The organism is Asanoa ishikariensis (genome assembly GCF_900107455.1).
Lineage (GTDB): Bacteria > Actinomycetota > Actinomycetes > Mycobacteriales > Micromonosporaceae > Asanoa > Asanoa ishikariensis.
The window spans coordinates 914,457-932,491 of the sequence record NZ_FNQB01000002.1 but is presented as its reverse complement, the minus strand read 5'-3'; the positions used below and the strand labels follow the sequence as shown (position 1 = coordinate 932,491).

The window sequence follows — 18,035 nt, the reverse complement described above, 5'->3', positions numbered from 1 at the left end:
GGTCGAGGCGGGCGTCATACCCGGGACGGCTCGTCGGGTTCCGCGACCTTCCGCGGTGCCCGATTCATGAAACCTGACGCCCGGCGGATTCATGCCCACCGGGCGTGTCTGGCGGCTCACACGATGGCGGGCAGGCCGATCGGCGTCTCCGCGGGCAGGGCCGCGCGGACGCGGACCGCCAACGGGCGGAGCACCTCGCGGAGGCGCGCGGTGCCGGCCTCGCCCAGGTGCTGCCAGGGCGCGGCGGCCAGCCGGTCGGTGGTCGCCTCGATCTCGGCGCGGGCGTCCAGGGCGACCTGCGTGGCCGCGCCGGAGTCGTCCAGCCAGCCGCGGTCGCTGAGCCGTTTGACCGCCGCGATCCAGTCGTCGTCCGACCAGCCGCGGGCCGGCTGGAGATAGTCGCGGCGCTGGTCGATCGAGGCCCGCCAGACGCCGGTCTCCGGGCCGTCCAGGCCGGCCACCAGCAGCGCCGCGACGTGGCCGTCGCCGCGGTGCTCGCGCAGGATCGTGGCCGCCTGCCAAAGCCTCCCGATCGGGTCCTCCGGCCACGGCAACGCGGCGTTCGCGGCGCCCAGCACGCGGCCCACGGTCGGCACTGCGGACGCCGCCTCGCGGAGCAGGTCGGCGGCCTCGTCGACCGGGCCGACGCCGTCGAGCAGCGCCGCCAGCGAGGCGCGGGCACCGGCCAGGCGGGCCGCCAGCGACTCCGCGGGCGTCGCCCGGGACCAGACGTCGGGCAGTGCCCGGGTCACCATGCCCGGTGCGAAGCCCCAGAACAGCGCGATGACCGGGGCCGCGTCGACCGCACCCAGCGGCGCCGCCCGGCCGGCGAAGTAGCCGCGCCAGAAGCCGCGCAGGTTGGCCGCCTCGAACGCCTCCTTGGCCTGCGGCGTGAAGTACGTGACCGAGTGGATCGGCTCGAACAGCGTCCACATGGTGCGCGGCAGCGAGTCCATGGCGCCGACCGTACCGGCGGCATGTCCATCGATCCAGCGCTTGACTTTGGAGTGTGCTCCAAGGTTTAGCGTGGTGCTCATGCGGGTTGCCGAGTTGGCGCAGGTGGCGGGCGTTTCCGCGGACACCGTCCGGTACTACGAGCGGGTCGGGCTGCTGCGGCCGCCGCCGCGGACGGCGTCCGGCTACCGGGCGTACGACGAGAGCGCGGCGGACCGGGTGCGGTTCATCCAGGGTGGGCAGCGGCTCGGGTTGCGGCTGCGCGACATCGGCGAGCTGCTGGCGGTGCGGGACACCGGGGTGTGCCCGTGCGAGCCGGCCGAGGAGCTGCTCACGCGGCGCCTGGCCGAGCTCGACGCGGAGCTGGCCCGGCTGGCCGCGCTGCGCGCCGAGATGGTGCGGATGATCGACGCGCTGCCGTCGCCGGACTGCCCGCCGCCCGAGCCGGGGACCTGGTGCCCGCCCGGGACCGACGCCGAAAGGAGGTGAGCGAGGATGCGCGGATGCTGCGGATGTGGCTGCGACTGCGGCTGCTAGACAGCGGGCTGCCTGCCGAGCGCGCCGGCGGGCACCCTCACGGCACCATCGCTTCGGTCCACGCCCTGGCCAGGATCTCGTCCACCGTCTCGGCGACCGTCTGCTCCGACGTGTCCAGCCACAACCCGATCCGCGGCGTCTCGTCACGCAGCACCCGTTCGAGCTGCTCGATCGCGAAGGTCCCGTAGGCGACCTTGCCCCGCCCGGCCTCTCGCTCGGCGATCGCGGCCGGCCGCGGCGCGAGCACGACCACCAGCAGCGGACGGCTCTTGATCAGGCCGACCATCTCCCCCAGGGACTCTCCGAGGATGACGTCCTGGGTGACCACCGTCAGCCCCGCCTCGAAGTAGGCGTCGCTGACCTGGGCGGCCAGCCGGTATCGCAGGCGGAGCTGCGCGAGCGCTTCTGCCGACGGCACCGGACTCATCTCGGCCCGCCCGCTGACGACCATCCGGCGGAACACGTCGCCGCGCACGTGCGCCGAGCGCGGCAGCCGCTCCGCGAGCGCCTGGGCCACCGTCGACTTGCCCGCCGCCTGGATGCCGGTGAGCAGGATGACGGCGCGGTTCACGACGCGCGGAGGCGGGCGTACACGTCGCCGGAACGGCCCGTCGGACGGATCTCGCCGAACAGGGCGACGAGCTCCGCCGCGCTCATCCACGACTCGCGGGCCCAGCGCATGGTCTCGACCGGCGAGTAGTTGTACTCGTAGTCGCCCAGCGCCTCGACCTGGCCGAGCACCGCCAGCCCGGCGTCGTGCGCCATCGGCAGGTATTCGAAGCTCAGCGCCCGCACCGGGTTGGACAGCCCGGCCAGCACCTCGGCCTCGAAGCCCTCCACGTCGATCTTGCAGAAGGCCGGCTCGCCGTACTCCTTGATCATTTCGTCCAGGGTCGTCACCGGCACCTCGACCGAGCGATCCCAGCGGACCTTGGCGAAGCTGCGGTCCGCGGAGACCGTGTCGCGCCACGAGGTGGACAGGGTCGAGACCGTGGGCGTCGCGGTGGACAGGGCCAACTGGGCGGTGCCGGGTGTGGCGCCGACGGCGACCGGGGCGATCACGACCTGGTCGTCGCGGCCGAAGAAGGTGCGCAGCACGCGCAGCAGGTCAGGTTGGGGCTCGACGGCGATCACTCGCGCGCCAAGCGACCGCCAGGCCCGGACCCGACTGCCGACGTGCGCGCCGATGTCGAAGGCGACGTCGCCGGGGCCGAGAAACTGCCCGTAGAAGCGGACGAGCCGGCGGTGCCGACCAGGCTGGCCGTGATAGATAATCAACGATCGGGCGATTCCCCACGCGCGGGTCAGCATGCAGGCACCCTAGCTGAACTACTCTCGCCGGAACCCCGTAGTCATAGCGGGAAGCTCGACGGTGACAGGAGACCGCTCATGACCGCGACCGCGCCGACGGCACAGGCGCGCCGCGCCACCACCAACCAGGCCCGGACGGCCAGATACGCCGTGTGGGGTGCGCTGGTCGCCAACGTGCTGATCGTCGAGGTCCTGTTCTTCACGGGCGACCCGGCGAAGAACGCGCTGATCGGCACCGCCAAGTTCATCGCGCTGCACGCCGCGCTGCTGATGATGCTGCAGCTCGTGCTGGTGGCCCGGATGCCCTGGCTGGACGCCTGGATCGGCCCCGACAAGCTGACCGCTTGGCACCGCTGGACCGGGTTCGCCCTGTTCTGGGCGGTGGTGCTGCACGCGAGCTTCATCCTGACGGGGTACGCCCAACTCGCCAACATTTCGGTCTTCGCCCAGATCGACGTCTTTCTCGGCATCTTCCCGACACTGCTCGGCATGCTGGCCGTGGCGTTGATCGTGATCGTCGTGGCGCTCTCGGTGCGGTTCGCCCGCCGCCGGCTCTCCTACGAGCTCTGGCACGCCATCCACCTGCTGCTCTACGCCGCTGTCACGCTGGCCGTGCTGCACCAGCTCTACGAGGGCAGCAGCTTCCGGGCCAACCCGCTGAGCACGGCGTACTGGTGGGGGCTCTGGGGAGTGGTGATCGTCGCCCTGCTGCACGGGCGGGCGGTCACGCCGCTGGTCCGCAACGCCCGGCACAAGCTCCGGGTGGCCGCCGTGGTGCCCGAGGCCGACAACGTCACCTCGGTCTACGTGACCGGCCGCGACCTGGCCGGGCTCGAGGCGCGGGCCGGCCAGTTCTTCATCTGGCGGTTCCTGACCAAGGGCCGCTGGTGGCAGGCCAACCCGTTCTCGATCTCGTCGACGCCGGACGGCGAGGTGCTCCGGCTGACCGCGCGGGCGGTGGGCAAGACCAGCACGGGGCTGCGGCACCTGCCGGTCGGCGCGCGGGTCTTCGTCGAGGGTCCGTACGGCGCGTTCACCACTCTGCACCGCACCCGCGAGGCCACGCTGCTGATCGCCGGCGGGGTCGGGATCACCCCGATCCGGTCGCTGCTCGGTGAGCTGACCGGGCCGGTCACGGTGCTCTACCGGGTGCCGACCGAGGACGACGCGGTGCTGCTCTCGGAGCTGGGCCACTACGTGACCACGCAGGGCGTCACCGTGCACCTGCTGACCGGCCGCACCGGCGCGGGCGACCCGCCCAACCGACCGTTCGCGCCCGAGAACCTGTCGGCGCTGGTGCCGGACATCCGCGAGCGCGACGTGTACGTGTGCGGGCCGCCCGCGATGACCGACGCGGTCCTGAAGTCGCTCAAGCAGATCGGCGTGCCCAAGCGCCAGGTGCACGCGGAAAGGTTCGCCCTAGCGGGCGACTAGCTGATGGTGGCTGAGCCGAGGACGATGTCGCCGGCTGGGTCCGGGCGGTAGGCCACCACGGCCTGGCCCGGGGCGACGCCGCGGGCCGGGCTGCGGAGCTCGGCGGTCAGCACGCCGTCGGCGAGGGTGACCACGGCCGGCACCGGGGTGCCGTGCGCGCGTAGCTGCACCTCGCACTCGACCGGGCCGTCCGGCAGCGCGCCGCCGGTCCACACCGGACGATCGCCGGCCACGGTGCCGACCTCGAGCGACTCGGCCGGGCCGACCGTGACGGTGTTGGTGACCGGCGTGATCGACAGCACGTAGCGGGGCTTGCCGTCCGGCGCCGGCACGCCGATGTTGAGGCCGCGACGCTGGCCGACCGTGTAGGCGTAGGCGCCGGCGTGCGAGCCGACCACCGCGCCGGTCAGCGCGTCGACGATGTCGCCGGGCTCCTCGCCCAGGCGCTCGGCCAGGAAGCCGCGGGTGTCGCCGTCGGCGATGAAGCAGATGTCGTGCGAGTCGGGCTTGTCGGCCACGGACAGGCCGCGCGCCGCTGCCTCCGCGCGGACCTGGGCCTTGGTCGTGTCGCCGAGCGGGAACATCGACCGGTCGAGCTGCTCGCGGTTGAGCACGGCCAGCACGTAGGACTGGTCCTTGGGCAGGTCGACGCTGCGCCGCAGCAGGCCGTCGGCGCCGAGGCGAGCGTGGTGCCCGGTGACCACCGCGTCGAAGCCGAGCGCGATCGCCCGGTCGAGCACCGCCGCGAACTTGATCTTCTCGTTGCAGCGCAGGCAGGGGTTGGGCGTGCGGCCCGCGGCATATTCCGCGACGAAGTCGTCGACGACGTCTTCGTGGAACCGGTCGGCCATGTCCCACACGTAGAACGGGATGCCGATCACGTCTGCGGCGCGGCGGGCGTCGCGGGAGTCTTCGAGCGTGCAGCAGCCCCGCGCGCCGGACCGGTAGGTCTGCGGATTGCGCGACAGCGCCAGGTGCACGCCGGTGACGTCGTGCCCGGCCGCCGCGGCACGCGCGGCCGCGACGGCGGAGTCGACCCCGCCGGACATCGCTGCTAGAACCCTCACAGCGGCAAGGGTACGCGGTGGGCCGTCACCGGGACGACTTGATCATCCCGGCCCGGCGGGCCCGCTCGACCGCTGCCGGCAGCGCGGCGACCAGCGCGTCGACGTCGGCCTGGGTCGAGGTGTGCCCGAGCGTGAAGCGCAGCGAGGACCGCGCCCGGTCGTCGTCGTTGCCCATGGCGATCAGCACGTGCGAGGGCTGCGCGACCCCGGCCGAGCAGGCCGAACCCGTCGAGCAGGCGACGCCCTGGGCGTCGAGGAGCAGCAACAGCGCGTCGCCCTCGCAGCCGGGGAACGAGAAGTGCGCGTTGCTGGGCAGCCGGTCAACCGGGTCGCCGTTGTAGATCACGTCCGGCGCGACCCCGCGCACGCCGGCGACCAGCGCGTCGCGGAGGGCGGCGATCCGGGCGGCGTACTCCCGCTGGGTCTTGACGCTGCGCTCCACCGCGACCGCGAAGGCGACGATGCCGGGTGCGTCGAGCGTGCCGGAGCGCACGTCGCGCTCCTGGCCGCCCCCGTGCAGCAAGGGCGTGGCGGCGACGTCGCGGCCGAGCAGCAGGGCGCCGACGCCGACCGGGCCGCCCAGCTTGTGGCCGGTGACGGTGAGCGCGGCGGCACCGCTGGCGGCGAAGTCGACCGGCACCTGGCCGACCGCCTGCACCGCGTCGGTGTGGAACGGCACCTGGGCGGCGGCGGCCAGCGCGGCCAGTTCGGTGACCGGCTGGACGGTGCCGACCTCGTTGTTGGCCCACATGGCGGTGACCAGGGCGACGTCGTCGTCGAGGGCTTCGGCCAGGCTGGCCGGGTCGAGCCGCCCGGCCTCGTCGACCGGCAGCCAGGTGGCGGCGGCGCCCTCGTGCCGGACCAGCCACTCCACCGAGTCGAGGACGGCGTGGTGTTCGACGGAGCTCGCGATCACCCGGACGCGCCCCGGCCGCTCGGCCCGGCGCGCCCAGAAGATGCCCTTGACCGCCAGGTTGTCGGCTTCGGTGCCGCCGCCCGTGAAGATCACCTCAGAGGGCCGGGCGCCCAGGGCAGCCGCGATCCGCTCGCGGGACTCCTCGACGTGCCGGCGCGCGCAGCGCCCAGCCGCGTGCAGCGACGAAGGGTTGCCGACCTCCCGTGCCGTAGCGGCGTAGGCCTCGATCGCCTCGTCGAGCATCGGGGTAGTGGCGGCGTGGTCCAGGTATGCCATCACGGTTCAGCGTAGCCCCGTGCGGTCCTTACGTAAGGAAGGGTCCCTTGTTAACGCACGGCGTTGACAAGGGACCCTTCCTTCGCGTCACTTGCGCTTGCGGATCTCCTCCGCGGCCTGCGGGACGACCTTGAAGAGGTCGCCGACCACGCCGTAGTCGGCCAGCTCGAAGATCGGCGCCTCGGCGTCCTTGTTGACCGCCACGATCGTCTTCGAGGTCTGCATGCCGGCCCGGTGCTGGATCGCGCCGGAGATGCCCAGTGCGATGTAGAGCTGCGGCGACACGGTCTTGCCGGTCTGCCCGACCTGGAACTGGTGCGGGTAGAAGCCCGAGTCGACCGCCGCGCGGGACGCGCCAACCGCGCCGCCGAGCAGGTCGGCCAGCTCCTCGACCAGCTTGAAGTTGTCGCCGCTGCCGACGCCACGACCACCGGAGACGACCACGGACGCCTCGGTGAGCTCCGGGCGCGAGCCCTTCTGCTCGATCACCCGGTCGACCACCTTGGCCAGGGTGTCGGCCGCGCCGAGGCTGATCTCCAGGGCCTCGACCTGGGGCGACGCCGCTGCCGGGGTCGGCGTCAGGGAGTTCGGGCGGACGGTGGCGATGGGGATGCCGCGGGTGACCTTCGACTTGACGACGACCTGGCCGGCGAACGCCGGCTGGGTGGCCACGCCGTCGGCGGTCAGCTCGACCACGTCGGTGAGCAGGCCGTTGTCGAGCTTGACGGCCAGCCGGCCGGCGATCTCCTTGCCTTCCTGGGTGGACGGGAGCAGCACGGCGGCCGGCTGCACCCGCTTGACCAGCGCGGCCAGGGTGGTCGCCTTCGGCGCCACCAGGTGGCCGTCGATCTCGTCGCCCTCGCCGGCGTAGATCTTCTCCGCGCCGTATTCCCCCAGCTTGTCGGCCAGCGCGGCGGCGGCACCGCTCGCGCCGAACACGACCGCCGACGGGCTACCCAGGGTGCGGGCCAGCGTGAGCAGCTCCAGGGTGACCTTCTTGACCGTGAAGTCGCGGGTGGCCTCGACCAGGACCAATACCTCAGCCATGTTTATGCCTCCCCCTGCTCAGACGAACTTCTCGGACGACAGGTATTCGACCAGCGCGACGCCGCCGTTGCCGTCGTCGGCGACCTTCTGGCCACCGGCGCGGGCCGGCCGCTTCGCGTGCTCGACGACCTCGGAGGTGGCGCCGGCGAAGCCGACCTCGCCCGCCTCGACACCCAGGTCGGCCAGAGCCAGGGTCTGCACCGGCTTCTTCTTGGCGGCCATGATGCCCTTGAACGAGGGGTAGCGCGGCTCGTTGATCGTGTCCCAGACCGACACCACGGCGGGCGTGGCGGCGGTGACCACCTCGTAGCCCTCCTCGGTCTGCCGCTCGATGGTCAGCGTGCCGCCGTCGACGGTCAGCTTGCGGGCGCCGGTCAGCGCCGCGACGCCGAGCCGCTCCGCGATCATGTGCGGCATCACCTGCACGCGGCCGTCGGTGGACTCCGCGCCGGCGATGATCAGGTCCGGGTTGAGCGTGCCGAGGGCGGCGGCCAGCACCTTGGACGTGGCCACGGCGCACGATCCGTGCAGGGCGTCGTCGAGGACGTGCACGGCCTTGTCCGGTCCCATCGACAGCGCCTTGCGGATCGACTCCGTCGCGCGCTCGGGGCCCATGGTGAGGATCGTGACCTCGCCGCCATGCGCTTCCTGGATCTTCAACGCCGCCTCGATGGCGTACTCGTCCATCTCGTTGATGACGTTGTTGGCCGACTGACGTTCGACCGTGTTGTCGCCAGCGAGGTTGCGCTCCGAGCCGGAGTCAGGCACCTGCTTGACGAGGACGACGATGTTCATCGCGTTTCGACGACCCTCCTGGTTGGTTAACGCGCACTTAGGCCGCAGCCTGCCGGGCGGCGGAAGGCCGGGTCAATCTGGCGGCGGTGTGGAGTTTCCCACCCGCCACCGAGAGCTAACTTACCCGCCAGTAGCATCGGCTCAGCCGACCATCAGCGTGACACGGCTCACGCCCGTCAGGCGAGCGCGGCACGCACCTTCGCCAGGACAGCCGCCTCGGAAGGTCGCACACCGTGTGCCGCCTCCGCGGCCCGCTGCGCCGCCGACAACACCGCGTCGCGGTAGTTGTCGACCTCGTCGGGTGCCTTCGCGCGCAGAATCGCCAGCGACTCGGTCAACGCGGGCAGCACCTCGGCCTCGACCCGCCCCGGGTCCCGGCGCGGGAACCTCGGCAAGCTGCCGCTGGTCAGCACGTCGCGGGCCAGTCCGCGGGCGCCGGTGAACGCGCCGGACGCCGCGACGCTCTCCCGCAGCATCGCCAGGAAGCCGGGGTCCGCGTTGGAGACCAGGTAGACCACGCCGAAGGCAGCGCGTTTGAGGGTCGCCCGTTCGTGATCGGTCAGCTCAGTCACGATCACGGATGGTAGACGTACGGCGTCGTGGTGGTGACCGCCACAAAGCCCAGCCGCTCCAGGATCGGCCGGCTGTCCTCGGACGCGTCGACCTGGAGCAGCGTGAATCCGTTGACCTCCGCGAGGCGTGCCCGGTGGGCGACGAGCGCCCGATAGATGCCGCGCCGCCGGTACGCGGGCAGCGTCGAGCCGCCCCACAGCGTCGCGAACGCCGTGCCCGGCACGAAGCGGACCCAACCGGCGCTGACCACCTCGCCGGTCTCGACGTCTTCGGCCACCGTCACGACGAGGTCGGTCGGGTGGGCGGCGCTCTCCTCCTCGAGCATGTCGGCGATCCAGCTCCGGTCGTCGCCCCAGACCGCCGCTTCCATGCGCACGATGCTGTCGAAGTCGGCGCGCTGACTGACGTCGCGCAACCGCACACCGGCCGGCACCACCGGCAGCGCGGCCGCCAGCGGCGCCACCGGGCCGATCACGACGGTCTCGCGCTCCTCGGCCACGAAACCGTGCGCCGTGAGCCGCTCGGCGAGGTCGGCCGGCTCGTCGTGGCCGTGCAGCTTCCACTCGACCTGCTCGCCACGGTCGCGGAAGTGGTCACGCTGGCGGGCGATCAGCTCGTCGAGCTCGGCGCCGGCGAGACCGCCGAGGTCCTGGTAGACGATGTAGCCGCCGCCCATCATCGCGGACGCCCGCTTGAGCGGACCGTCGAACTCGACCGTCACTCCGGGCAGCTCGGGATCGTAGGCGCGGAGCTGGCTGTCGTACGCGTCACGCAGGGCGGTGATGTCCAGTTCAGTCACCGGCTCAGGTTAGGCGACCTGTCGACAGATAATCGGTACGTGATCAAGCGGTGGTTCGACCCCCAGGACGTGGGTGAGACCCCGGACTACCGGTTCTCGCTGGCGAACGAGCGCACGTTCCTGGCCTGGATCCGCACCGCGCTGGCGTTGGTCGCGGGCGGCCTGGCCGCCGCGCAGTTCCTGCCGGTGCTCGGCATCGCCCACCTGCGCGAGGTCATCGCGGTGGCGCTGCTGGTGATCGGCGGCTTCGTCGCACTGCGTGCGGTCGACCACTGGGCACGCGCCGAGCGGGCCATGCGGCAACGCCGCGACCTGCCGCCGTCGCGGTTTCCCGCCCTGCTGTCCATCCTGGTCGCCGCCGGTGCGCTGTTGCTCGTGGTGGCCGTCCTGGTGCAGGCCGCCCGTGGCTGACCGACGCCGGAACGAGACGGCCCGTGGCTGAGCCGGCCCCGGAGGGGGCCGACTTCCGGGTCGTCGACACCGGCGTCGCGTGGATCCGCACCCGGCTGGCCTGGGGCCGCACCGTGCTGACGCTCGCCGTGACGGCGGTGCTCGCCGCCCGGTTCGGTGTCCGGCACGGCACAGCGGGCGTGGTGTTCGCCGCCGTGTCCATCGCCGGCTGGGGCGCCGCCGGGCTGTGGGTGCTCGGTCGGCTGCGGCAGCTTTCCGGCCGGTCACGGCCCGTTTCACCAGTGACTCCGCGGATGCTGACGGTGGCCGCGTTGATCGCTCCCGGGTACGCCGTCCTGGGGTTGTTGATGCTCTTCACCCTGTGACAACCGTTTTGGCAACGCCATGGGGTGGCCGCAACTGGCACGGACGGTCCATCATGTCCGCATGGTGCGCCTCTACGGACTCCTCTTCGTGGCCCAGCTCGTGCTGGCTGTGGCCGCACTGATCAGCTGCCTGTCCGCCGACGAGAGCGAGATCCGGGCGTTGCCGCGCATCGCCTGGGTGCTCATCATCCTGTTCTTCCCCCTGGTCGGCGGCGTGGCCTGGTTCCTCGCGGGGCGGCCCGCGTCGCGTCCGGCGGCCGGGAGTCGGCGCCCGGGCAGCGGCTTCCCGGAAAACGAACGGCCGCGTCAGCAGGCGCCGGACGACGACCCCGAGTTCCTCAAGTCACTCGACCAACGAAGCAAGGAAGACACCGAGCTCTTCGAGCGTTGGGAGGCCGACCTACGTCGGCGCGAGGAAGACCTACGCAAGGAAAAGGAAGACCCGCCCGCGCCTAAGTAACAGGCAGGCGGCGGCAACGGGCAGGCAGAGGCAAGGGGAAGACGCGGCCCCCCGTTGGCCGCGTCACCCTCCTAGGCGGCCGGTTGCGCGCTGGGCGGGTGCGGCCGGTGCCTACTGTGCAGGGCCAGTGTTGGATCTGCGTTGGCTGAACCGGCAAGGGCTAGCATTCGTGCGCTAACGTGAGTAACCGTCTTTGCCATGGTAACAACGGGAGATGCCGTGCGATTCGAGGTTCTGGGCCCACTGCGCGTGCTGCGCACTGAGCCTGATGCGCGCACGCAGCGCACCGATCCAGAGGTGATCGTGCTGGCCGCCCGCCAGCACCGCGTGGTGCTCGCCAACCTGTTGGTCGAGGCCAACCGCCCGGTGTCGGTGGCGGTGCTCGCCGAGGCCCTATGGGACAAGGGCGCCGGCGAGGAGACCCGGCGCGGCGCCATCCGGGTGCTCGTCCACCACCTGCGGCGCGCTGTCGGCGACGAGGCGTTGACCCGGTCGCCGGCGGGCTACCTGCTCACGGTGCCGCCGGGCCAGCTCGACGCCGACCTGTTCGACACGCTGGTCGCGCAGGCCGGCCGGCTACGCGCCGAAGGGCAGGGCGAGGCCGCGCGCCGGGAGCTGCGCCGGGCGCTCGGGCTCTGGCGCGGTGCCACCGCCTACGAGGGCGACGACTTCGGCGATCGGGTCCGGGCCGAGGCCGCCCGGCTGCACGAGCTGCGGCTGGCCGCCTACGAGGACTGCTTCGAGCTGGAGCTGGAGCTCGGCCGGCACCGCGAGATCGGTGCCGAGGTGCGCGCGTTGGCCGAGCAGCACCCGCTGCGCGAACGCCTCCAGGCGCAGTTGATGAGCTCGCTGGCCCGGGCCGACCGGCGCGGCGAGGCGTTGGCCGCCTACGAGCGCACCCGCCGGCTGCTCGCCGACGAGCTCGGCGTCGATCCGGGCGCCAACCTGCGCGACCTGCACCGGCGGATCCTGCGGGCCGCCACGCACGAACGCACCGCGCCGGCCCAGCTTCCGGCGCCGGCACGCACGTTCCTGGGCCGCGACGAGCCGCTGCACCGGCTCGACGCGCTGGTCGCCGGCGAGGGCACCGGTCCGGTCGTGGTGGTCGTCTCCGGCATGGCCGGCGTCGGCAAGACCACCCTGGCCGTCCACTGGGGGCACCGGGCCCGCCGCCGCTTCCCCGACGGCCAGCTCGCGATCGACCTGCGCGGTTGGGCGCAGACCCGGTCGCTGCGCCCGTCCGAGGTGATCGGCCGGTTCCTGGCCGCGTTCGGCGTGCCGTCGGCCAGCACGCCGGCCGACCTCGACGAGGCCGCCCAGCTCTACCGCACGCTGACCGCCGACAAGCGGCTGCTGGTGCTGCTCGACAACGCCGAGCACGCCGACCAGGTCCGGCCGCTGCTGCCCGCCGGCGACGGCAGCGTGACGCTGGTGACCAGCCGCAACCGGCTCACCGGCCTGGTCGCGGTCGACGGGGCGGTCGCCCTGCCGCTCGACGTGCTGGCGCCGACCACCTCGACCGCGCTGCTCGGCCGGCTGCTCGGCACCGACGTGGTGATGCGCGAGCCGGCCGCCGCGACCGAGCTGACCGCGCTGACCGGCCACCTCCCGCTCGCGCTGCGGATCGCGGCCGCGCAGGTCGACACCGAGCGCCCGACGCCGATCGCCGCCTACAACCAGCGGTTGCGCGACGGCGACCGGCTGGCCGGGCTCGGCATCGAGCACGACGCGGCGGCCACCGTCTCGGCGGCTTTCGACCTGAGCTACGCGGCGCTGCCCCAACCCACCCGGCGACTGTTCCGCTTGCTCGCGCTGGTGCCCGGGCCCGAGTTCGGTGCCGGTCCGGCGGCCGCGGTGGCCGACCTGCCCGACGTCGGGCCGGCACTGGACGCGCTGGTCGCGGCCAACCTGGTCAACGAGCGCGACACCGGCCGCTACGGCCTGCACGACCTCGTCGCGGAATACGCGCGCGGCCGGCTCGCCGCCGACGAGCCCGACCACGACGAGGCCCGCGACCGGCTCTTCGGCTACTACCTCGACCACGTCGACACCGCCAGCCGGCTGGTCTACCCCGAGTTCTCCCGCCTGCCCGCGCCGACGACGGCGACACCCGCCGTGGCCTCCTATCCGGGTGCCGCCGACGCCGTCGCGTGGATCACGGCCGAGCTGCCCAACCTGGTGCCGGCGGTGACCTCCGCCGCGCAGCACGGCCCGCGCCAGGCCGCGGTGCGGCTGGCCGACGCGCTGCGCCCGTTCCTCTGGTCCGCCGGCAGCCCGACCGAGTGGCGCGCGATCGCCGAGGCGGCATTGGCCGCGGCCAGCGCCGACGACGACCCGATGGGCACCGCGGCGGCCGAGATCAGCCTCGGCGACCTGCACGCGCAGCGCAACGACCTGCCGGCCGCGGAGCCGCACTACCGGCGCGCCCTGGAGCTGGCCCGATCCAGCGGCTGGCAGACCGGCGAGGGCGGGGTGATGGGCAACCTCGCGCTGCTCTACTGGCGCAACGGGCGCCTGCACGACGCGGTGGCGCTGTTCGAGGGCAGCATCGAGGTGGCGCAGCGCAACGAGAACAGCACGGCCGAGGCGACCGTGCTGGGCAACCTGTCCGGCCTCTACTGGGCGCTCGGCCGGCTCGAAGAGTCCGCCAAGGTGCTCCAGCGCGGGCTGCGCCTGCACCGGGCCGCCGGCTGGCCACAGTCGTCGGCGATCGCCTTCCTCGGCCTCGGGCTGATCCGCGCCGACCAGGGCCGCTACCGCCAGGCCCGGCGCACGCTCAACGGCGCGCTGCGGATGGCGGTCCGCAACGCCAACCGACGCACCGAGGGCGAGATCCTTTGCGCGATCGCGCAGGTGCACGCGGCGTGCGGCGAGGGCGCGGACGCGCTGCGCACGGCCCGGCGCGCGGTCGAGATCGGTGTCGAGACCGAACGGCCCCGGCTGCTCGCCGACGGGCACAAGGCGCTCGGCGTCGCCCACTACGGCAACGGCGACATCGGCCTGGCCACCGAGGCGCTCGACGAGGCGATCCGGCTGTCCCGCCAGGCGGCGTACCCGCACACCGAGATCAGCGCAGGGCTCACGCTGGCCGACCTGCGCCGCCAGCAGGGCCGGCCCGAGGCCGCCGAGGGGCTCGCCGAGACGGCGCTCGACCAGTCCCGCGCGGCCGGCTACCGGATCCTCGAAGGCCGGGCGCTGTGGGTGTTGGCCGGCTGCGCGCACGACCTGGGCCGTCCGCCCGCGGCCATTCGCGACGTCCGCAGCGCGTTGCTGATCCTCCGGGAGACCGGCCACCGCCCGGGCATCGCGGACGCGCTCCTGCTGCTCGGCGACGTGCTGGTCGAGTGGGGCGACGTCGACGCGGGCACCGAGATGTGGCTCAAGGCGCGCAACCTCTACGCCGACCTCTCCTCGCCCAAGCTCGTCACGGCCCAGGCCCGCCTGGGCGCCTAGGGAGCTAGCCGTGCTGCTCCACGGCGCGCTGCACGGCGCGGTAGATCTGGCCGAAGCGCAGCGCGTCGGAGGTGCGCAGGAGCAGCCGGTCCTCCCCCGCGTACCGGACCCATAGCTCGTTGACCGCGTTGCCGCGGTCGTAGGACCGGTCCAGCCAGCCGAGCGGCACCTCGGCCAGCGGGGCCAGCGCCAGCGCGCCGATCACGCCGACCGCGAGCACGCCGGCGGCCAGCCCCCAGGCCGCCCGGTCGCTCGCGGAATAGACCAGCGAGATGGCACAGACGATCGCCGCCAGCGGCAGGATCGAGATGATCAGGATGAGCACGCCCCGGCCGAGCCGCCGGGACCTGGTGCGGGTCGTGCCACTGCCGCGGTGGTGCCAGACGAGCTCCAGCGCCGTCACCGGATAGCTGACGCCGTCGACCCGCACCGCGTCGGACGTCACCTGGACGTGCGGGTCGCGGTAATAGACGGTCACCACTTCAGCAAAGCTGCCGGCGTCAATACCTCGGCGCGGCCTCGAGCGCGCGTTGCAGCGCCCGGTAGATCTGGCCGAACTTCAGGGCGTCGGCGGTGCGCACCAGGAGGGTGGGCCGGCCACCGACCTCGGCCCAGATCTCCAGCGCGCGGGCGCCCTTCGAATAGGACATGTCGAGGCGGCCGAGCAGGAAGTCGGCCAGCGGTGCGGCGGCCAGGCCGACCAGCACCGAACAGCCGACGATCAGCACCGTCATGGTCATCGTGGTGTGCAGCCGCAGCGCGAGCGCGATGCCGAGCCCGGCGGCGACCAGCGGCACGATCAGCGCCACGCCGATCGCACCCCGGCCGGCAACGGTGCCCCAGGAGCGCTCACCGCGCCGGTGCCAGACCCGCGACAGCGTGGCCAGCGGGTAACTGCGGTCGGCGACCCGGATCGCCTGGGACGTGACCTGCACCGCACGGTCGTTGTAGTAAGTGATCATCACCTGCCACCTGATAGGACCCACATCTAAGTTACCCAGTCGGAGACCCCGTAATGTGTCTCGAACGCGATAAGCACATGGAGGTGTGACGTGGGCGAGCTTGTCCGATTGGAGAAGCACGACGGAATCGGCACGATCCGGCTGGAGCGGCCGCCGATGAACGCGCTCAACACCCAGGTGCAAGAGGAGATCCGGGCCGCGGCCGTCGAGGCCACGGCGGACGACAGCGTCCGTGCGGTCGTCGTCTACGGGGGCGAGAAGGTCTTCGCCGCCGGCGCCGACATCAAGGAAATGCTCAAGATGTCGTACGTGGACATGGCGGCCCGGGCGGCGAACCTGTCCGCGGCGCTCGGCGCGGTGGCCCGGATCCCGAAGCCGGTGGTCGCGGCCATCACCGGCTACGCCCTCGGCGGCGGCTGCGAGCTAGCGCTGGCCTGTGACTGGCGGGTGGTGGCCGACGACGCCAAGCTCGGCCAGCCGGAGATCAAGCTCGGCATCATCCCGGGCGCCGGTGGCACCCAGCGGCTCGCCCGCCTGGTGGGCCCGGCGCGGGCCAAGGACATCGTGGTGTCGGGCCGCATGGTCGACGCGCAGGAGGCACTGCGGATCGGCCTCGCCGACCGCGTGGTGCCCGCCGCCGACGTCTACGCGGAGGCGATCTCACTGGTCCGGCCGTACGCCAACGGCCCCGCCCAGGCGATCCGCGCGGCCAAGGCGGCCATCGACGGCGGCCTGGACATGGACCTGAACTCGGGCCTCGCCTGGGAGAGCCAGCTCTTCGCGGCCCTGTTCGCCACCGACGACCGCAGCGAGGGCATGGCCGCGTTCGTCGAGAAGCGCAAGCCGGACTTCACCGGCCGCTGACCGTCGGTTACCGATCCGTCACGGTCGGGAACGGGCGCATTCCCGGTAGGCTCTGCGCATGTCGCCGGGGGCCGCGCTAGGGGTCGATTTCGGGACCTCGCACACGGTGGCCGTGGTGCGCTGGCCCGACGGTCGTGCGCGCCCACTGCTGGTCGACGGCTCTCCCCTGCTGCCCTCGGCCGTCTATGCCCCACCGGGCGACCTGCTGCTGGTGGCCGGCCGGGACGCGGTGCACAGCGCCCGGCTCGACCCGGCCCGGTTCGAGCCCAACCCGAAGCGCCGGGTCGACGACGGCAGCGTGTTGCTCGGCGAGCGCGACATTCCGGTGGCCGAGTTGGTCACCGCGGTGCTCGCCCGGCTCGCCGAGGAGTGGCGCCGCACGGTCGGCGACCTGACCACCGGCGAGGTCACCGCCGACACCCCGCTCACGCTGACCCTGACCTGCCCGGCGACCTGGGGTGCGACCCGGCGGGCGCTGCTCTCCACCGCGGCCGCCGAGGCGGGCCTGGGCGAGGGCCGGCTGGTCGCCGAGCCGGTGGCCGCGGCCACCTATTTCGCCGAGGTGCTGGGCCGCGACGTGCCGATCGGCTCGGCGGTGGTGGTGCACGACTTCGGCGCCGGCACGTTCGACGCGAGCGTGGTGGTCCGCCGCTCGACGGGCTTCGAAGTGCTCGCCGTCGACGGCCGCGGCGACCTGGGCGGCCTCGACGTCGACGCGGCGCTCGTCGAGCACTTGGCCGACACCTACGCGCCGGCCCATCCGGAGGCCTGGGCCCGGCTGCGCGCGCCCATGACCGTCGAGGACCGGCGGGCGAAGCGGCAGCTCTGGGACGACGTACGCGTGGCCAAGGAGCGGTTGTCGCGCTCGCCCTCGGCCGACCTGGTGATCCCGATCTGCGACGTCGAAGCCCACCTGACCCGCACCGAGCTGGAGAAGGTCGCGACGCCGATCCTGGCCCAGACCGTGCAGGTGACCAAGGCCGTGATAGACGCGGCGGCGCTGCCGGAGGGCAACCGCGCCGGCGTCTTCCTGGTCGGCGGCTCGAGCCGGATCCCGCTGCTGGCCACCCTGCTGCACCGCGAGCTGGGTGAGCCGCCGGTGGTGATCGAGCAGCCCGAGCTCGTGGTGGCCGAGGGCGCCGTGCTGGCGGCCACCGCAGTGTTGGCCAGCGCGCCCGCGTCGGTGCCGGTGACCGGCGAGTTCCCGAGAATCGTCGAGCCGGCCAACGGCGCACTCGCGGCGCCGGCCGTGGTCGCGCCGATCTCACCGGCCGCACCCGACAGGCCGGCCGCGGTCGCCAGCGCGCCCGTCTCCCCGGCCCGCAACGGCAGCGGTCCCCGGCTCGAGCCAGCCACCGATCCGCTGCCGGCCGCACCCGCCTTCCCGCCGGGCCGCGCCGCGGTGCCGGTGAAGACGCCGAAGAGTGCCAACCGCCCGACCCGCTTCGGCCGCGACACGCTCGCGGAGCCGGCGTTGGTCGCCGACCTGCGCGCGTTGTCCGGCCACGACGAGCCGAGGGTCTATCCCGAGCCGGCACCCGCGCGCCGCGACGACCGCAAGCCGGTCTGGGACGAGCCCCGGCCGGCCCCGGCCCGGCCCGCACCCAGGCGACGGCGCGGCGGGTTCAGCCGGTTCCTGCGTGGTCTGCTGATGTTCGCCCTGCTGGTGGCGACCCCGGTGGCCGCGGCCGTGGTGGCGTTCCACTACGCCACGGGCGACTCCTACACCGACATCATCGAGGGCATCCGGCGCTGGGTCGACGGGCTTAGGTGAGTCGTCTTCACGTTCGCTGCCTACTGGCTAGTAAGGT

Annotated in this window: 19 protein-coding genes; 8 read left to right on the top strand and 11 right to left on the bottom strand. The window is 73.0% G+C overall.

The window, feature by feature from the left end; genetic code table 11:
* Positions 1-116 precede the first annotated feature (116 nt).
* Complete coding sequence (locus BLV39_RS18640) at positions 117-956, bottom strand: SCO6745 family protein (protein WP_425304710.1); 840 nt, start codon at positions 954-956, stop codon at positions 117-119.
* Between the two features lie 79 nt (positions 957-1,035).
* Between BLV39_RS18640 and BLV39_RS18635 the strand changes: the two genes are divergently transcribed.
* Positions 1,036-1,443, top strand: a complete 408-nt coding sequence (locus BLV39_RS18635) for a MerR family transcriptional regulator (protein WP_090793859.1) — start codon at positions 1,036-1,038, stop codon at positions 1,441-1,443.
* Positions 1,444-1,528: 85 nt separating this feature from the next.
* Here the strand turns inward: BLV39_RS18635 and BLV39_RS18630 are convergent, their stop codons facing one another.
* Positions 1,529-2,062, bottom strand: a complete 534-nt coding sequence (locus tag BLV39_RS18630; RefSeq protein WP_204082866.1) for an AAA family ATPase — start codon at positions 2,060-2,062, stop codon at positions 1,529-1,531.
* Positions 2,059-2,802 carry an FkbM family methyltransferase gene (locus BLV39_RS18625; RefSeq protein ID WP_090793854.1) on the bottom strand — a complete coding sequence of 248 codons (744 nt, stop codon included), beginning with the start codon at positions 2,800-2,802 and terminating at the stop codon, positions 2,059-2,061. Before BLV39_RS18625 ends, BLV39_RS18630 begins: the two co-directional genes overlap by 4 nt.
* Positions 2,803-2,880: 78 nt before the next feature.
* Here BLV39_RS18625 and BLV39_RS18620 point away from each other — a divergent pair, with 78 nt between their 5' ends.
* A complete protein-coding gene (locus tag BLV39_RS18620) occupies positions 2,881-4,236 on the top strand; it encodes a ferredoxin reductase family protein (protein ID WP_090793850.1) in 1,356 nt (451 codons plus the stop codon).
* Here the strand turns inward: BLV39_RS18620 and mnmA are convergent.
* The 6 genes from mnmA to BLV39_RS18590 form a co-directional block, all read right to left on the bottom strand.
* Complete coding sequence (gene mnmA / locus BLV39_RS18615; protein WP_204082867.1) at positions 4,233-5,303, bottom strand: tRNA 2-thiouridine(34) synthase MnmA; 1,071 nt, start codon at positions 5,301-5,303, stop codon at positions 4,233-4,235. The two genes, BLV39_RS18620 and mnmA, sit on opposite strands and share 4 nt — an antisense overlap.
* 25 nt (positions 5,304-5,328) lie before the next feature.
* On the bottom strand, positions 5,329-6,495 hold the full coding sequence (locus BLV39_RS18610) for a cysteine desulfurase family protein (protein ID WP_090793845.1): 1,167 nt from the start codon (positions 6,493-6,495) through the stop codon (positions 5,329-5,331).
* A gap of 87 nt (positions 6,496-6,582) precedes the next feature.
* A complete protein-coding gene (locus tag BLV39_RS18605) occupies positions 6,583-7,542 on the bottom strand; it encodes an electron transfer flavoprotein subunit alpha/FixB family protein (protein ID WP_090793842.1) in 960 nt (319 codons plus the stop codon).
* 18 nt (positions 7,543-7,560) lie between these two features.
* Positions 7,561-8,337 (bottom strand): electron transfer flavoprotein subunit beta/FixA family protein, encoded by a 777-nt coding sequence (locus BLV39_RS18600; protein WP_090793840.1) that lies wholly within the window; start codon positions 8,335-8,337, stop codon positions 7,561-7,563.
* A 176-nt stretch (positions 8,338-8,513) separates the two neighbouring features.
* Positions 8,514-8,909 carry a hypothetical protein gene (locus BLV39_RS18595; RefSeq protein ID WP_090797513.1) on the bottom strand — a complete coding sequence of 132 codons (396 nt, stop codon included), beginning with the start codon at positions 8,907-8,909 and terminating at the stop codon, positions 8,514-8,516.
* A gap of 2 nt (positions 8,910-8,911) precedes the next feature.
* The gene (locus BLV39_RS18590) at positions 8,912-9,709 is read right to left on the bottom strand and encodes a GNAT family N-acetyltransferase (RefSeq protein WP_090793837.1); all 798 of its coding nucleotides are present in this window, start codon (positions 9,707-9,709) and stop codon (positions 8,912-8,914) included.
* Between the two features lie 39 nt (positions 9,710-9,748).
* Here BLV39_RS18590 and BLV39_RS18585 point away from each other — a divergent pair, with 39 nt between their 5' ends.
* The 4 genes from BLV39_RS18585 (at position 9,749) to BLV39_RS18570 (ending at position 14,398) form a co-directional block, all read left to right on the top strand.
* Positions 9,749-10,120 carry a YidH family protein gene (locus tag BLV39_RS18585; protein WP_090793835.1) on the top strand — a complete coding sequence of 124 codons (372 nt, stop codon included), beginning with the start codon at positions 9,749-9,751 and terminating at the stop codon, positions 10,118-10,120.
* A gap of 23 nt (positions 10,121-10,143) precedes the next feature.
* Complete coding sequence (locus BLV39_RS18580; protein ID WP_204082868.1) at positions 10,144-10,485, top strand: DUF202 domain-containing protein; 342 nt, start codon at positions 10,144-10,146, stop codon at positions 10,483-10,485.
* Between the two features lie 61 nt (positions 10,486-10,546).
* Positions 10,547-10,945, top strand: a complete 399-nt coding sequence (locus BLV39_RS18575) for a PLD nuclease N-terminal domain-containing protein (protein WP_090793831.1) — start codon at positions 10,547-10,549, stop codon at positions 10,943-10,945.
* A 219-nt stretch (positions 10,946-11,164) separates the two neighbouring features.
* A complete protein-coding gene (locus BLV39_RS18570) occupies positions 11,165-14,398 on the top strand; it encodes an AfsR/SARP family transcriptional regulator (RefSeq protein WP_176984970.1) in 3,234 nt (1,077 codons plus the stop codon).
* Positions 14,399-14,402: 4 nt separating this feature from the next.
* On the opposite strand, the gene BLV39_RS18565 is transcribed toward BLV39_RS18570, so the two are convergent.
* Together BLV39_RS18565 and BLV39_RS18560 are read right to left on the bottom strand one after the other, a co-directional pair.
* Complete coding sequence (locus BLV39_RS18565) at positions 14,403-14,876, bottom strand: DUF6232 family protein (RefSeq protein WP_090797508.1); 474 nt, start codon at positions 14,874-14,876, stop codon at positions 14,403-14,405.
* Positions 14,877-14,898: 22 nt separating this feature from the next.
* A complete protein-coding gene (locus BLV39_RS18560) occupies positions 14,899-15,360 on the bottom strand; it encodes a DUF6232 family protein (protein ID WP_090793825.1) in 462 nt (153 codons plus the stop codon).
* Positions 15,361-15,450: 90 nt separating this feature from the next.
* On the opposite strand from BLV39_RS18560, the gene BLV39_RS18555 reads away from it, so the two are divergent.
* Together BLV39_RS18555 and BLV39_RS18550 are read left to right on the top strand one after the other, a co-directional pair.
* Positions 15,451-16,224 (top strand): enoyl-CoA hydratase-related protein, encoded by a 774-nt coding sequence (locus tag BLV39_RS18555; RefSeq protein ID WP_090793823.1) that lies wholly within the window; start codon positions 15,451-15,453, stop codon positions 16,222-16,224.
* 58 nt (positions 16,225-16,282) lie between these two features.
* Positions 16,283-17,998, top strand: coding sequence for an Hsp70 family protein (locus BLV39_RS18550; protein WP_090793820.1), 1,716 nt, complete (start codon positions 16,283-16,285; stop codon positions 17,996-17,998).
* Positions 17,999-18,035: the final 37 nt, after the last annotated feature.

Coding starts and splice junctions, on each gene's coding strand:
- BLV39_RS18640 (WP_425304710.1), bottom strand. CDS start 956: ATGGACTCGCTGCCGCGCACCATGTGGACGCTGTTCGAGCCGATCCAC.
- BLV39_RS18635 (WP_090793859.1), top strand. CDS start 1,036: ATGCGGGTTGCCGAGTTGGCGCAGGTGGCGGGCGTTTCCGCGGACACC.
- BLV39_RS18625 (WP_090793854.1), bottom strand. CDS start 2,802: ATGCTGACCCGCGCGTGGGGAATCGCCCGATCGTTGATTATCTATCAC.
- BLV39_RS18620 (WP_090793850.1), top strand. CDS start 2,881: ATGACCGCGACCGCGCCGACGGCACAGGCGCGCCGCGCCACCACCAAC.
- BLV39_RS18610 (WP_090793845.1), bottom strand. CDS start 6,495: ATGGCATACCTGGACCACGCCGCCACTACCCCGATGCTCGACGAGGCG.
- BLV39_RS18605 (WP_090793842.1), bottom strand. CDS start 7,542: ATGGCTGAGGTATTGGTCCTGGTCGAGGCCACCCGCGACTTCACGGTC.
- BLV39_RS18600 (WP_090793840.1), bottom strand. CDS start 8,337: ATGAACATCGTCGTCCTCGTCAAGCAGGTGCCTGACTCCGGCTCGGAG.
- BLV39_RS18575 (WP_090793831.1), top strand. CDS start 10,547: ATGGTGCGCCTCTACGGACTCCTCTTCGTGGCCCAGCTCGTGCTGGCT.
- BLV39_RS18560 (WP_090793825.1), bottom strand. CDS start 15,360: ATGATCACTTACTACAACGACCGTGCGGTGCAGGTCACGTCCCAGGCG.
- BLV39_RS18550 (WP_090793820.1), top strand. CDS start 16,283: ATGTCGCCGGGGGCCGCGCTAGGGGTCGATTTCGGGACCTCGCACACG.